General features: G+C 67.2%; 11 protein-coding genes. 2 read left to right on the top strand and 9 right to left on the bottom strand.

Features of this window, described 5'->3' with window-relative positions:
* Positions 1-105: 105 nt before the first annotated feature.
* Positions 106-1788, top strand: a complete 1683-nt coding sequence (locus tag AC2EBU_RS00700; protein WP_484608473.1) for an AMP-binding protein — start codon at positions 106-108, stop codon at positions 1786-1788.
* Positions 1789-1968: 180 nt separating this feature from the next.
* Here AC2EBU_RS00700 and AC2EBU_RS00695 read toward each other — a convergent pair whose 3' ends face one another.
* From AC2EBU_RS00695 to AC2EBU_RS00655, 9 genes are all read right to left on the bottom strand, one after another.
* On the bottom strand, positions 1969-3519 hold the full coding sequence (locus AC2EBU_RS00695) for a wax ester/triacylglycerol synthase family O-acyltransferase (protein WP_484608472.1): 1551 nt from the start codon (positions 3517-3519) through the stop codon (positions 1969-1971).
* Positions 3520-3535: 16 nt separating this feature from the next.
* On the bottom strand, positions 3536-4393 hold the full coding sequence (locus tag AC2EBU_RS00690) for an esterase/lipase family protein (protein ID WP_484608471.1): 858 nt from the start codon (positions 4391-4393) through the stop codon (positions 3536-3538).
* Positions 4390-5556, bottom strand: a complete 1167-nt coding sequence (locus tag AC2EBU_RS00685) for an acyl-CoA dehydrogenase family protein (protein ID WP_484608470.1) — start codon at positions 5554-5556, stop codon at positions 4390-4392. Before AC2EBU_RS00685 ends, AC2EBU_RS00690 begins: the two co-directional genes overlap by 4 nt.
* An 8-nt stretch (positions 5557-5564) precedes the next feature.
* On the bottom strand, positions 5565-6458 hold the full coding sequence (locus AC2EBU_RS00680) for an SDR family oxidoreductase (RefSeq protein ID WP_484608469.1): 894 nt from the start codon (positions 6456-6458) through the stop codon (positions 5565-5567).
* Positions 6459-6478: 20 nt separating this feature from the next.
* On the bottom strand, positions 6479-7366 hold the full coding sequence (locus AC2EBU_RS00675) for a beta-keto acid cleavage family enzyme (protein WP_484608468.1): 888 nt from the start codon (positions 7364-7366) through the stop codon (positions 6479-6481).
* The gene (locus tag AC2EBU_RS00670; RefSeq protein ID WP_484608467.1) at positions 7363-9351 is read right to left on the bottom strand and encodes an acetyl/propionyl/methylcrotonyl-CoA carboxylase subunit alpha; all 1989 of its coding nucleotides are present in this window, start codon (positions 9349-9351) and stop codon (positions 7363-7365) included. Before AC2EBU_RS00670 ends, AC2EBU_RS00675 begins: the two co-directional genes overlap by 4 nt.
* A 210-nt stretch (positions 9352-9561) precedes the next feature.
* Positions 9562-10380, bottom strand: a complete 819-nt coding sequence (locus AC2EBU_RS00665; protein ID WP_484608466.1) for an enoyl-CoA hydratase/isomerase family protein — start codon at positions 10378-10380, stop codon at positions 9562-9564.
* 17 nt (positions 10381-10397) lie between these two features.
* Positions 10398-11552, bottom strand: a complete 1155-nt coding sequence (locus AC2EBU_RS00660) for an acyl-CoA dehydrogenase family protein (RefSeq protein WP_484608465.1) — start codon at positions 11550-11552, stop codon at positions 10398-10400.
* A 46-nt stretch (positions 11553-11598) separates the two neighbouring features.
* Entirely contained in the window at positions 11599-13209 is a 1611-nt protein-coding gene (locus tag AC2EBU_RS00655; RefSeq protein WP_484608464.1) for an acyl-CoA carboxylase subunit beta, read from the bottom strand.
* Between the two features lie 166 nt (positions 13210-13375).
* On the opposite strand from AC2EBU_RS00655, the gene AC2EBU_RS00650 reads away from it, so the two are divergent.
* On the top strand, positions 13376-13672 hold the full coding sequence (locus tag AC2EBU_RS00650) for an SCP2 sterol-binding domain-containing protein (protein WP_484608463.1): 297 nt from the start codon (positions 13376-13378) through the stop codon (positions 13670-13672).
* Positions 13673-13677: the final 5 nt, after the last annotated feature.

Raw genomic sequence — 13677 nt, 5'->3', positions numbered from 1 at the left:
CCCGGGGAGGCGGGAAAGCCCTGTGGCGGGGCGAAAGCCTGCGCCACTAGAGTCAGAGGCCTCGCCGGTTCCCGGCGGGGGTTTTCCTGACCCGGAGCACTGAACATGGCCTCTCCCGCATTGCCCGAAACGCTGGCGCTGCAGCGCATTTATCACTGGGAGCGGCAGGCTCCGGACAAAACCGTCTTCACGCAACCCATGGGCGGCGGCGTGGTGCGCGAATGGACCTGGAAACAGGCGGTGGACGAGGTGCGGCGCATGGCCGCCTACCTGATGGGTCTGGGCCTGCCGGCGGGCTCGCGTATCGCGCTGCTGGCGAAAAACAGCGCCCACTGGATGATGGCCGACTGGGCGATCTGGATGGCCGGCCATGTTTCGGTGCCGCTGTACCCCACGCTGGCGGCGAACTCGGTACGCCAGATTCTCGAACACAGCGAATCGCGGCTGCTGTTTGTCGGCAAGCTCGATCTGTGGCACAGCATGAAGCCAGGGGTGCCCGAGGGGCTGCCGCTGATTGCCCTGCCACTGGCGCCGCCGGTCGACGGTGCCCGGTCCTGGGACGACATCCTGGCGCGCACACCGCCGCTGGCCGACAGCCCGGTGCGGGACGCCGACGAGTTGTGCTCGCTGATCTACACCTCGGGCACGACGGGGACGCCCAAAGGGGTGATGCACAGCTTTGGCACCTTCGCCTGGTCGATCAGTTCGGGCCTCAAACGTGTTCCGCTCGATTCCAGCGGCCGCATGCTCAGCTACCTGCCGCTGGCGCACGTGGCCGAGCGCATGCTGGTCGAGCATGGCCTGCTGGCCACGGGGATGCAGGCGTTCTTCGCCGAAAGTCTGGACACCTTTGTTTCCGACATCCAGCGGGCAAGACCGACGGTGTTCTTCTCGGTGCCTCGCCTGTGGGTCAAGTTCCAGCAGGGTGTGCAGGCCAAGTTGCCCCCGGCAAAAATGGCCTTGCTGCTGAAACTTCCGGTCATTGGCGGCATCGTCCGCAAGAAAGTGCTTTCCGGCCTGGGGCTGGACCAGGTGCAGTTTGCCGCCGGCGGGGCGGCGCCCATGCCCCCTGCCCTGCTCCACTGGTATCGCAGCCTGGGTCTGGACATTGTGGAGGTCTATGGCATGACCGAAAACTGCGGCCTGTCGCACTCCACCCTGCGCGGCAAACCCCGGCCCGGGTCCGTGGGCACCACCTACGATGGCGTTTCCTGCCGGATCGAAGCGGGCAGCGGCGAGATTCAGATGAAAGGCGATTGCCTGATGCTGGGCTATTACAAGAATCCCGAGGTGACCGCCGCCACGTTCACCGCCGACGGCTGGCTCAAGACCGGCGACAAAGGCACCGTGGACGCCGAGGGCAACCTGACGATCACCGGTCGCGTCAAGGACTTGTTCAAGACCGGCAAAGGCAAATACGTCGCACCGGCGCCGATCGAAAACCGGCTTTCGACCCATCCCGCCATTGAGGCCTGCTGTGTGACCGGCGCCAATCTGGGCCAGCCGCTGGCACTGCTGATGCTCAACCCGGAGGCAACGGCCAAGGCCGCCAGCGCCGACGGGCGCAGCGCACTGGAGGCTTCGCTGGCCGAACATCTGGACGCGGTGAACGCACAGCTTGACCCGCACGAGCAACTGGACTGCCTGGTCATCACCGCCGAGCCCTGGTCGGTCGACAACGAAATCCTGACGCCGACCATGAAGGTCAAACGCAACCGGATCGAAGACCTGTTTGCCCGCAACTACGACCGCTGGGTGGGTGCCGGGAAAAAGGTGGTCTGGATCTGACCGCCGCCGCGGCAGGGTCGGAAGCCGGCCCGTCGGGGCCGGTTGGGACCGGCATCGGCGGGCGAAATTCGCTATATTATTTATAGCTACGAACGACCTTTTCCCGCTGGGTAATGGCCAAAACCACCATAGATTCGCGGAAAACCCGCTTTTCGGGGCGTGCCAGGGGCCTGCGAGACCTCAGCCCGGCGTTGCGCGCGCGGCTTTGCGCCCTCGGGCCGCGGTGGCGACGGGGCCCGGGCTGGCCGGTTCGGCCGCCCGGGAACGGGGCGGCCTTTTCTTCGTCGGCGGCTTGTCGTCGGCCGGGCGACGCGGCAACGCCCGACGGGCCAGCGCCAGATAGTCCTGGAAACTGTCGCGAATGCACTGGGCCAGCACCTCGGGGTCGGGCACCTGCTCGGCGCAGGCGGTGAACGACACCACAATGGTGTTGCCGTAGCCGGTGACAGAGAACACCAGCCCCATGCCGTCGTGCACCGGCATGATGGCCGACAGGTAGGTCAGCCTGGCCCCTTGCAGATACAAGGGCTCGCGCGAACCGGGCACATTGGTGATGGCACAGTTGGCCAGCGGCGCCCACTCGCCCAGCAGGGCCGAGGCCGAACGCAGCATCTTGCTGGTGGCGGCGATGGCCAGTGACGGCGACTGTTCCGCCAGCGCGCTGAGTTCGCGGGCGCTCAGCGCCTGGCGGGCCTGGGATTTGGCCGTGCTGCTGGCGTGAATGGCAGTCAGACGCGCCACCGGGTCTTCGACATGGGTGTGCAGGCCGACCCGGACCCAGGACAGGCGCGGCGAGGTCAGGCCCGCGCGTTCGCTGTGTACGGCCATCGGAACGGCGGCCACCAGACTGGTCGGAGGAAGTTCGTCCTGCAGTTCGAGATAACGGCGCATGCCGCCGGCACAGACGGCCAGCACCACGTCATGCACCGTGCAATCGGCGACCAGCGAACGGATCTGCTTGAACTCGTCGAGGGAGAAACGCCGGGTTTCAAACACCCGCTGGGACGAAACCTCGGTGTTGAACCGCGTGACCGGAAACGCGGGGGCCTCGCCACGATATTCCCGGACAACGGCCTGCGCGGTGGTCTTGATGGCGCTCCAGGCGCTGTCGATCGGCTGTTTCAAGCGCATCGGCCAGGTCGCGAGGTTGAAGCCGGCGCGCCACAGCAGGGTCAGATCACTGGGTGGGTCCTCCGGAAACCAGGGCGCGGTCGGCTGGGGCGGGCTGACCTCGGGCGTCAGGTCGTGCAGCAGGCGGGTGATTTCGTTGCCGTTTTCGACATCGATGGCCGCGTGGTGAATCTTGAGCAGGATGGCAAAGCTGCCCGCCGGCAGGTCCAGAAAGCTGTCCAGCCCTTCGATGACGTACATCTCCCACAGGGGTCGCCCGAGATCAAGCGGACGGGCATGGATACGCGCGCTCTGGATGCAGAACTGGCGCCAGTCGCCCGGTTTGGGCAGGGCGATGTGCCGGATGTGGTGGTCCAGGTCGAAATGGTCGTCTTCGACCCAGTAGGGATAGTCCAGGTTCAGCGGCACTTGCACCACTTTCTGCCGCAAGAAGGCGAGCCGGTCGAGCCGGCTTTCGACATGGGCCTGAATCTGGCGGAACCGCACGACACCGCCGGGCGCGGTAGACTGGTCGTAAATGTGGACCAGCGTGACGTTGGAATTGGCGTGGGCCGTGTCCGAGTAGATGTAGGCTGCGTCGTGTTCGCTGAGTTGTCGCATGGGCGTCTCCGGGCGGTCAGAACCGGGCCGGGTAGGTCACGGCAGAGGCCGGACCGGCGATCCAGTCCAATGTGGTTTCCAGCAGGCCTCCGGGGGCGAAGGGCTTCCAGTCTCCTTCCGGCTGGGCCAGCCGGTCGGCGATGATGGACAGCACAATGCCGTTGAAAACCAGTCCGCAGTGGCTGCCCGGTACGCGCAGGTTCTCGTGAAGCCGCGCATCGCCATCGACCGTGGCCTCCTGCGGCGGAACAACCCCGTCCGTCAGGGAGTAGATGCAGGTCGTGGGGATCGCCGGCCGACGTCGCTCCCGCAGGGCCTTGGCCCGCGGCTGCATCAGGTGCGCGGAAGCGCCCAGGCGATGGGAAATCAGCCGGTACAGGGCCCGCACCAGGGGCGGCGACTGGTTGCCTGCGTTGTCCACCGTGACGGGACTGCCCAGGGTGATGATGTTGCGCACACAATCCGGTGCATGCTGGGCGCCGTAGAGCGAAAAAACCCCGCCCAGACTCCAGCCCACCAGGCTGACTTTGCGCCCGGTGACGTGGTGCAGGTACCGGATCTTCTGCGGCAAGGCGGTGGCCAGCTTGCTGCGAAAGCCAAGGTTGCGACCCAGACCCCAGGTGTGCACTTCGTAGCCTTTACGCTGCAGGTAGGCTTTGAGCACAAACAGGGCCGCATCCGAGGCCATGAAGCCGGGCACCAGCAGCACCGGATGACCGTCTCCCTGTGGCGCCTGGCGCAGCAGCGGCCAGGCCAGCGGCAGGCTGGCGAACTCGGCAAAGGCCCGCAGCTCCAGCAGGGAATGCAGCCGATCGGGCGGCCCTTCGTTCTGGTGCCGCGTCACGTGGCTGCGGCGAGGTCTGGGCGTGCTCACAGGCCCAACTGGCGCGAGGCCAGCTCCTTCATGATTTCCTCGGTGCCGCCGCCGATCATCATCACCTTGACCTCGCGGTAGATGCGCTCGGCCGCCGTGCCCTGCATGAAGCCCATGCCGCCGAGAATCTGAACGGCGGCGTCGGCGCAGAACTGCATCGTCTGGGTGGCGTGGTTCTTCAGCAGGCAGACCTGGGCCACCCACTCGGCACCTTTGGCCGCCTTGTCGCCGCTGTCGGCGCGCGCGGTCACCGCGTCCAGCCAGGCGCGGGTGGATTCGATGCGCATCTTCATGTCCATCAGCTTGTGGCGGATCACCTGGTGGTCGATGATGGCCATGCCGAAGGTCTTGCGCTGGCGCGCCCAGTCCAGCGCGTCGTCGTAGCAGCGCTCCGAGAATCCCAGCGACATCGCCGCCATCGACAGGCGCTCGCCGTTGAAGTTGGTCAGGATCATCTTGAAGCCCTGGCCTTCCTCGCCCACCAGGTAGCGCGCCGGCACCCGCACGTTGTCGAAGCGCAGGTGCGCGGTGTCGGAGCAGTGCCAGCCCATCTTGTCCAGCCGGCTGCGCGACACCCCGGGCGCGTTTCCGGGAATCACCAGCATCGACACGGCCATCGGGCCCTTGACCTTGGGGTCGGTGCGCACCGCGGTGGTGATCCAGTCGGCGCGCATGCCCGAGGTGATGAAGATCTTTTCGCCGTTGACCACGTACTCGTCGCCGTCGCGCACGGCCGTGGTGCGCAAGGACGCCACGTCGGTGCCGCCACCGGGCTCGGTGATGCCCAGCGCCGCGATCTGCTCGCCGCGCAGCACGCCCGGAATCACCTCGGCTTGCAGCGTCGCGCTGCCGTGGCGCTGGATCGGCGGCAGGCCGATGTTGTGGCTGAACAGGCTGGCCATCAGGCCGCCGCTGGCGCCATGACGGGCCAGCGTGGCCGCCAGCACGTTGCGCGGCGCCCAGGGCGCGGGGGTGCCGCCCAGCGCTTCGGGGTAGCCCAGGCCCAGCAGGCCGAGTTCGGCGGCGCGGCGGTGCAGGCTGCGCGGCAGTTCACCGGCTTTCTCCCAGGCTTCGAGGTTGGGGGCGATTTCGGTCTTCGCGAACCGTTCGGCGGTTTCGGCCAGCAGCTGCAGGTCTTCGTGGGTGATCGTGGCGTCGGACATCGGGGTTCTCAGTTGGTGGGGTCGGCAAACAGCCTGGGCAGCGTGGCCCGGTGAAAGCCTTCGAAGGGCCGGATGGCGGCGCGCTCGCGAGTCTTTTCGTCGGCTGGACGCATCGGCCATCCCAGGCGCACCTGCGGCCGACCGGCGTCGATGCGCAGCGTGCTGCCGTTGACGAAGCTGGCCGCCGGGCTCAGCAGGTAGACGATGCCGGCGGAGATTTCGGCCTCGGTGGCGAAGCGGCCGATGGGCAGGGTCCTGGCCATTTCGCGGATCATCGGGGCCATCGCCGCGGGGTAGTTGTCCATGCCGCTGGACGCCACATAGCCGGGCGCCACCGCGTTGACCCGCACGCCGCGCGGCCCCCATTCGGCCGCGGCGGTTTCGGTGAAGCTGACCATGCCCGCGCGCGCCGCGCCGCTGTGGCCCATGCCCGGCATCGAGCCCCACATGTCGGCCACGATGTTGACGATGGCGCCGCCCTGGCGCGACATGCACTGGGTGAAGCACTCGCGCGCCACCAGAAAGCCGCCGGTGAGGTTGGTGTTGACCACGGCCTCCCAGCCCTTGGCGCTGATGGCTTCGAGCGGGGTCATGAACTGGCCGCCGGCGTTGTTGACCAGGCCGTCGATGCGGCCGTGTTCGGCCAGCACGGCCGTGACCAGGCTGCGCACCGCGTCTTCCTGCCGGATGTCGCAGACCTGCGCGCTGGCCTGGCCGCCATCCTCGGCGATTTCCGCCGCGACGGCCTGCAGCTTCTCGGGCTTGCGGCCCACCAGCACGACGCGTGCGCCCAGTGCCGCGAGTTCATGCGCGGTGCAGCGGCCGATGCCGGAACCGCCGCCGGTGACGACGATGACCTGGTCCTTGAACAGCGCCGACGCAAAGATGGATTGGTAAGGCATGGTCGATTCCCGCGATACCGTCAGGCCGTGGCCTGCTGGGAAAGACCCAGCATCGAACGCGCCTCGGTCGGGCTGGCGATGGCACGGCCGGCGTTTCGGGCACAGGTGGCCAGCGCCTCGATCAGCACCCCGTTGCCCGACGCGCGCGATCCGTCCGGCAGGTAGAAGGTGTCCTCCAGGCCGGTGCGCAACATGCCCCCGAGGTCCGCCGTCGCCTGATGCACCGGCCAGATCTCCTGGCGTCCGATCAGGGTGGCCTGCCAGATGCTGCCCGGGGCCATCCACTGCGGCATCAGGCGCAGCAAGTCGGCGTCACAGGGCATGCCCGACGCCACGCCCATGACCAGGTTGTACTCGGGCGTGCCCATTTCCGGCTTGAGCATGCCAGCCTTGAGATACATGGTGACGCAGCGCACGATGCCGACGTCGAAGCATTCGAACTCGGGGTGGGTGCCACATTCGCCCATCACGTCCAGGAACTGCTGGACCTTGGCCACCGGGTTGTCGAACACCATGGGCGGCCAGGCCCACTCGCCGTTCTCCTTGATCTTCAGGTAGTTGAGGCTGCCGGCGTTGCAGGCGGCGATTTCGGGCTTGACCCGGCGGATGCACGCCAGCGGGCCGGAGATGTCCTTGCCGACCACGCCGGTGGTCAGGTTGATGATCACGCCGGGACAGGCTTCGCGGATCGCGTTGACGATGGTCTCCGCCACGTCCGGGTCCCAGGAGGGCATGTGGCCGAAGCCTTCCTCCTGCATGCGCAGGTGCACGTGCATGATGGACGCGCCCGCGTTGAACGCGTCGCGCGCCTCGGCCGCCATCTGCGCCGGGGTCACCGGCACCGGGTGCTGCTTCGGGTTGGTGAGCACGCCGGTGAGCGCGCAGGTGAGGATGGCTTTTTCCATCATGATTCCTTCGTTGGGTTGATGTCGAGTTCCACCAGCAGCGCGCCGGATTCCACCTGGTCGCCGGCCTTGGCGTGCAGCGCCTTGACCGTTCCGGCCGCCTGGGCGCAGAGCCACATTTCCATCTTCATGGCTTCGACGCACACCAGTTGCTGTCCTTCGGTCACGGGGTCGCCGGCAGCCACCGGCACGTGCGTGACCTTGCCCGCCACCGGAGACAGCGCGCGGCTCGCATCCTGCAATGCATCGGCGCTGGGGAAGGGCGACACTTCCTCGAAGACGAAACTGTGTCCCCGCCAGGCCAGATGCACCTGCGCGCCGGCGATCAAGGCCACGGCGCTCTGCTGCACTCCGTGCAACGCGAAGCGCAAGGCGCCGTCCGCGTACGACAGCACGCGGGCCGCTTCGGTGGCACCGTCCAGCGTGACAGAGACACCCCCGGCGTGGTCGGGCCGGACGCGCACCGCGCGGGTCTGCTCACCGCACCGCAGGCTGAAGCCGTAGGCGGACACGCTGTTGGCACGCCAGCTGTCGCCGTGCTGCGAGGCGAAGGCGATGGCCGCCACGCGCCAGGCGTCGTCGTCGGCGACGGGCGTCGTGAGCAAGGCCTCACCGGCATCGAGCCACTGATCGATCAAGGTGGTGGTCATCTCGGCCTTCCGGAAAGCCGAGTGATCCACCAGGTCGCTGAGGAAACGCCCGTTGTTCTTCAGGCCCAGCAGGGGCGCCTGCGCCAGCGCGGCGCGCAGGCGGCGGATGGCATCGGTGCGGTCGCGCCCGTGCACGATCACCTTGGCCACCATCGGGTCGTAGAACGGCGACACCACCGCGCCTTCGCGAATGCCGTGATCGATGCGAACGCCACTGGCGATGTGACCGCTTTCGACGCCGCCCTGCACGGCGGCTTCAGGCTTCCACCACAGCACCGTGCCGGTCTGGGGGGCGAAGCCGCTGTAGGGGTCTTCCACATACAGGCGGGCTTCGATGGCGTGGCCGGTCATGCGGACATCCTCCTGCCGGGCGGGTAGCGGGTCACCGGCCGCCACCTGCAGCTGCCACTCCACCAGGTCGTAGCCGGTGACGCACTCGGTCACCGGGTGTTCCACCTGCAGGCGGGTGTTCATTTCCAGGAAATAGTGCTTCAGGTCGGCGTCGACGATGAACTCCACCGTGCCGGCCCCCCGGTAGCCCACCGCCAGCGCAGCCGCCACGGCATCGCGCCCCATGGCCTCGCGCATGGCCGGCGAGACCACCGGCGACGGGGCCTCCTCGATCACCTTCTGCCGGCGCCGTTGTGCCGTGCAGTCGCGCTCGCCCAGGTACACCGCGTGGCCGTGGGCGTCGGCGAACACCTGGATTTCGATGTGGCGGCCGTTGTCGATCAGGCGCTCCAGCATCAGGGTGCCGTCGCCAAAAGCGCTGGTGGCCTCGCGCCGGGCCCCGTCGATGGCGCCCTGCAATTCGTCGTCGGCGCGCACCAGACGCATGCCACGCCCGCCCCCGCCGGCCACCGCCTTGACCAGCAGGGGATAACCCAGTTTTTTCGCCTCTGCAATGAGGGTGGCATCGCTCTGGTCTTCGCCCAGGTAGCCCGGCGCGCAGGGCACGCCGGCGGCCAGCATGCGTTTCTTGGCCAGGGCCTTGTCGCCCATGGCTTCGATCGCGGACGGCGGTGGGCCGATGAACACCAGACCGGCATCCATGCAGGCCTGGGCAAAGGCCGCGTTCTCGCTCAGGAAGCCGTAACCGGGGTGCAGCGCGTCGGCCCCGGTCTGGCGCGCGGCGTCCAGGATGGCGTCGAACTTCAGGTAGGACTCGGCCGCCGGGGAGGGGCCGATATGCACCGCCTCGTCGGCCAGCGCCACATGGGGTGCGTCACGGTCGGCGTCGCTGTAAACCGCCACGGTGGCATAGCCGAGTTTGCGCGCGGTGCGAATGACGCGGCAGGCGATTTCGCCCCGGTTGGCAATCAGAATTTTGTTAAACATCGAATACCTTCGTCAGCGTTTGGGTGACACAGCGATTTGCGCAGGTAGAGGAGGAGCCCGCGCAGCGGGCGGGGCTGAAATCCGCGGCTCCGAGCCTGCCTGCGCAGGCTTGGACGGATTGAAGAGCCGTAGCCTCTGGCTGAGGTGCGTCCACGGAGCAAATTGCTGTGTCGCCCAAACGCCGCCCGCAAGGCCTTGTCTTTGAACAACTCATCCCGGCACCCAGTTCGGTTTGCGCTTCTGCAGGAATGCGCCCATGCCCTCCATGGCCTCGGCCCCCTGGGCGGCGCGGGAAAAGATGGCGGCGGCCTCGTCGATCAGCGAGGCGGGCGTTTGCAGCCGGGCCTTGGCCATCAAGGCCTTGGTGGCGGCCAGGGCACCCGGACCGCAGGCGAGGATGTCGGCGAGCACCGCGTCCAGCGCTGCTTGCAGCTGGGCGGCCTCCACCTGCTGGTGCACCAGCCCGATCCGCAGCGCCGCCGCGGCGTCGAGCCGGCCGCCGGTGACCGCCAGCCGCTTGGCCTGCGAATAGCCCAGCCGCTCCACCAGGAACGGCGCGATCTGCGCGGGCACGACGCCCAGCGAGGTCTCGGGCAGGCGGAAGCTCGCGGTCTCCGTGGCGATGGCCACATCGGCCACGCAGGCCAGGCCGAAGCCGCCGCCCATCACCGTGCCTTCCAGCAGCGCGACGATGGCCAGCGGGGAATTGGCAAAGGCGGCGCACAGGTGGCCGAAGCGGGCATTGACCTCGGCGATCGGGTCGGATCCGTCGGTACCGCCCTGCAGGGCGCGCATGCGCGCGGCCGCCATGTCCTTGAGGTCGCCGCCGGAGCAGAAGTGGCCGCCGGCGCCGCGCAGCACCACGACGCGCACGGCGTCGGCCGCCCCGACGGTCTGCTCGGCCTGCGCCAGCGCCTGCTGCAGCTCGCCCACCATGGCCAGCGACATGGCGTTGCGGGACTCGGGGCGGTTCAGCGTGAGGCCGAGCACCGACCCCTGGCGCTGCGCGATGAGGGTTTCGAATGTCATGGCGATTCGCTCCCGCCTCAGCCTTGCTTGCCCGGCAGCGTGCCTTCGAGCTTGCAGATGATGCCCAGCATGATCTCGTCGGCGCCGCCGCCGATTGAGATCAGCCGACCGTCGCGGTACGACTGCGAAATCGGGTTGTCGGCGGTGAAGCCCATGCCGCCCCAGTACTGCAGGCAGCTGTCGGCCACCTCGCGGGTCAGGCGGCCGGCCTTGAGCTTGGCCATCGAGGCCAGCTTGGTCACGTCCTTGCCCGACACGTAGGACTCCACCGCGCGATAGGTCAGCGACCGCAGCGCCTCGACCTCGGTGCGCAGTTCGGCCAGGCGGAAATGCACCACCTGGTTGTTCAGGATGGGCTGGCCGAAGGTCTGGCGCTGGCGGGTGTACTCGATGGTCTGGTCGATCAGGTTGTCGAGCGAGCGCAAGGAGCCCGCAGCGCCGTACAGGCGCTCTTCCTGGAACTGCAGCATCTGGAGCATGAAGCCCATGCCCTCCTGGCCAATGACGTTGCGCCGGGGTACGCGCACGTTGTCGAAAAACAGCTGCGCGGTATCACTGGAATGCATGCCGATCTTCTCGATCTTCTGGCGCGTGATGCCCGGCGCGTCCATCGGCACCATGATCAGCGACTTGTTCTTGTGGGCGGGCCCTTCGCTGGTGTTAGCCAGCAGGCAGCACCAGTCGGCCTGCATGCCGTTGGTGATCCACATCTTGGAGCCGTTGATGACGTAGTCGTCGCCCTCCTTGCGGGCGGTGGTCTTGAGCGCTGCCACATCCGAGCCCCCGGTGACTTCGCTGACGCCCAGGCATCCGACCCTGTCGCCCGCGATGGCAGGGGCCAGGAACTCCTTGCGCAATTCATCCGAACCGAAGCGCGCCAGCGCCGGCGTGCACATGTCGGTCTGCACGCCGATGGCCATCGGCACGCCGCCGACGTTGCAGTCGCCCAGCGCCTCGGCCATCACCATCGAATAGCTGAAATCGAGCCCCATGCCGCCGAATTCGGTGGGGTACTTGATGCCCAGCAGGCCCAGGTCGCCCAGCTTCTTGAACAGCTCACGGGCCGGAAACTGCCCGGCTTTTTCCCATTCCTTGGTGAACGGGTTGATTTCGTTGGCGACGAACTTGCGAACGGTGTCTGAGATCTGGTTGTGCTCGGCGGTGAATTTCATGGGGCAGTCTCGGGTTGGAATCGGAAAAACGGGCCGGATCGGCGGGCTACAGGCGAGCCACGCCAAAGGTGTTGGGATGGAGTGCGCGGCCTTCGGCTTCGGCGGCCATCGCCAGGCACAGGCCCAGGATGCGGCGGGTGTCGCGCGGGTCGATGATCCCGTCGTCCCACAGCCGGGCGGTGCCGAACAGGGCCGCGCTCTCCTTGTCGAGGCGCTGGCGCAGGCCGTCCGACATGGCCTGCAAGGCCTCGTCATTCACCGGCATGCCCATGCGTTCGATCTTGGCGCGGTTGACGATGTCCATCACCTTGGCGGCTTGCGCGCCGCCCATCACCGCCGTGCGCGCCGTGGGCCAGGCGAAGATGAAGCGGGGGTCGAAGCCGCGGCCGCACATGCCGTAGTTGCCGGCGCCGAACGAGCCACCCATCACGATGGTGAACTTGGGCACCCGCGCGTTGGCCACCGCCTGGATCATCTTGGAGCCATGCTTGATCGCGCCGCTGCGCTCGGCCACCGATCCCACCATGTAGCCGGTGGTGTTCTGCAGGAAGACCAGCGGCGTGCCGCTCTGGTCGCACAGCTGGATGAATTGCGCGGCCTTGGTGGAGCCGCTGGGCTGGATCGGGCCGTTGTTGCCCAGGATGCCCACCAGGTGGCTGTGGATGCGGGCGTGGCCGCACATCGTCTCGCTGGCATAGCCGGCCTTGAACTCCAGGAAATCCGAGCCGTCGACCAGGCGCGCGATGATCTCGCGCACGTCGTAGGGCTCGCGGTCGTCAGCCGGCACGATGCCCATCAGTTCCTGCTCGTCGAACAGGGGTTCCGCAAAACCGGTGGGCGGTTGCACCGTGTCCCAGCGCAGCTTGTCCATCACTTCGCGCGTCATCGCGATCGCATGGGCGTCGTCCTCGGTCAGGTATTCGCCCAGGCCGGTGACCTGGGCGTGGGTCTCGGCCCCGCCGAGTTCTTCGTCGGTGCAGTCTTCGCCGATGGCGGCCTTGACCAGCGGCGGCCCGGCCAGGTAGATGCTGGAACGTCCGCGCACCAGGATCACATAGTCCGACAGGCCCGGCAGGTAGGCACCGCCCGCGGTGCTGGAGCCGTGCACCACCGAAATCTGCGGGATGCCGGCGGCCGACATGCGCGCCTGGTTCGCAAAGCTGCGCCCGCCGTCGACAAAGATTTCGGCCTGGTACATCAGGTTGGCGCCGCCGCTTTCCACCAGGTAGATGACGGGCAGCTTGTTTTCCACCGCGATGCCCTGGGCCCGCAACGCCTTTTTCAGGCCCATGGGGGCGACGGTTCCGCCTTTGACGGCGCTGTCGCTGGCGGAGATCAGGCATCGGCGACCGGCCACCACGCCGATACCGACGATGGAGCCACCCCCGAGCACCGCCTTCTTGCCGTCGTCGTCGTGCATGTTCAGGCCGGCCAGCCGGCTCAGTTCCAGAAACGGCGTGCCGCGGTCCAGCAGGCGCGCGACGCGTTCGCGCGGCAGCAGCTGGCCGCGCTTGTCGAACTTGTCGCGTTTCGATTCGGATTCGGCGATGACCAGGTTCTCCAGCCGCTGGACCTCGGCCAGCAGCTCGCCCATGCGGGTGGCGTTGGCGGCGAAGGCCTCGCTGCGGGGATTGATCTTGGAACGGATGACAGGCATGCGAACGGATCCCTTTCGGTTGAATGTGCTGCATTGGAAACGAAGGTGACGTTAACGTCAACCAAATACCTATTAGGGAATTTACCTATGCTTTGCGGAATGTGCAAACGGTAGGATCGCGCCGTTTCTCGCTTTCCATCAGACTTCACCCGAACAGGAACCCACCATGACCCTCGACGAATGCACCCAAGCCATCCGCGCGAAAGTGGGCAGCGACAGCGGCCTCAACGCCAGCCTCAAGTTCGACTGCGGCAATGACGGAACCGTGTATGTGGACGGCAAAAGCACGCCCAATTCAGTCAGCAATGACAACAAGGAAGCCGATTGCACCGTCGGCATCACGCTGGAGAACCTGACCGCCATGCTCGAAGGCGATCTGGACCCGGCCACCGGGTTCATGATGGGCAAACTCAAGGTGAGTGGCGACATGAGCGTCGCGCTCCGTCTGCAGCGGGTGATCTGACCTAC

Source organism: Curvibacter sp. T50 (assembly GCF_057219955.1).
This window is presented reverse-complemented; position numbering and strand designations above follow the sequence as displayed.

Coding starts and splice junctions, on each gene's coding strand:
- AC2EBU_RS00700 (WP_484608473.1), top strand. CDS start 106: ATGGCCTCTCCCGCATTGCCCGAAACGCTGGCGCTGCAGCGCATTTAT.
- AC2EBU_RS00695 (WP_484608472.1), bottom strand. CDS start 3,519: ATGCGACAACTCAGCGAACACGACGCAGCCTACATCTACTCGGACACG.
- AC2EBU_RS00685 (WP_484608470.1), bottom strand. CDS start 5,556: ATGTCCGACGCCACGATCACCCACGAAGACCTGCAGCTGCTGGCCGAA.
- AC2EBU_RS00680 (WP_484608469.1), bottom strand. CDS start 6,458: ATGCCTTACCAATCCATCTTTGCGTCGGCGCTGTTCAAGGACCAGGTC.
- AC2EBU_RS00675 (WP_484608468.1), bottom strand. CDS start 7,366: ATGATGGAAAAAGCCATCCTCACCTGCGCGCTCACCGGCGTGCTCACC.
- AC2EBU_RS00670 (WP_484608467.1), bottom strand. CDS start 9,351: ATGTTTAACAAAATTCTGATTGCCAACCGGGGCGAAATCGCCTGCCGC.
- AC2EBU_RS00665 (WP_484608466.1), bottom strand. CDS start 10,380: ATGACATTCGAAACCCTCATCGCGCAGCGCCAGGGGTCGGTGCTCGGC.
- AC2EBU_RS00660 (WP_484608465.1), bottom strand. CDS start 11,552: ATGAAATTCACCGCCGAGCACAACCAGATCTCAGACACCGTTCGCAAG.
- AC2EBU_RS00655 (WP_484608464.1), bottom strand. CDS start 13,209: ATGCCTGTCATCCGTTCCAAGATCAATCCCCGCAGCGAGGCCTTCGCC.
- AC2EBU_RS00650 (WP_484608463.1), top strand. CDS start 13,376: ATGACCCTCGACGAATGCACCCAAGCCATCCGCGCGAAAGTGGGCAGC.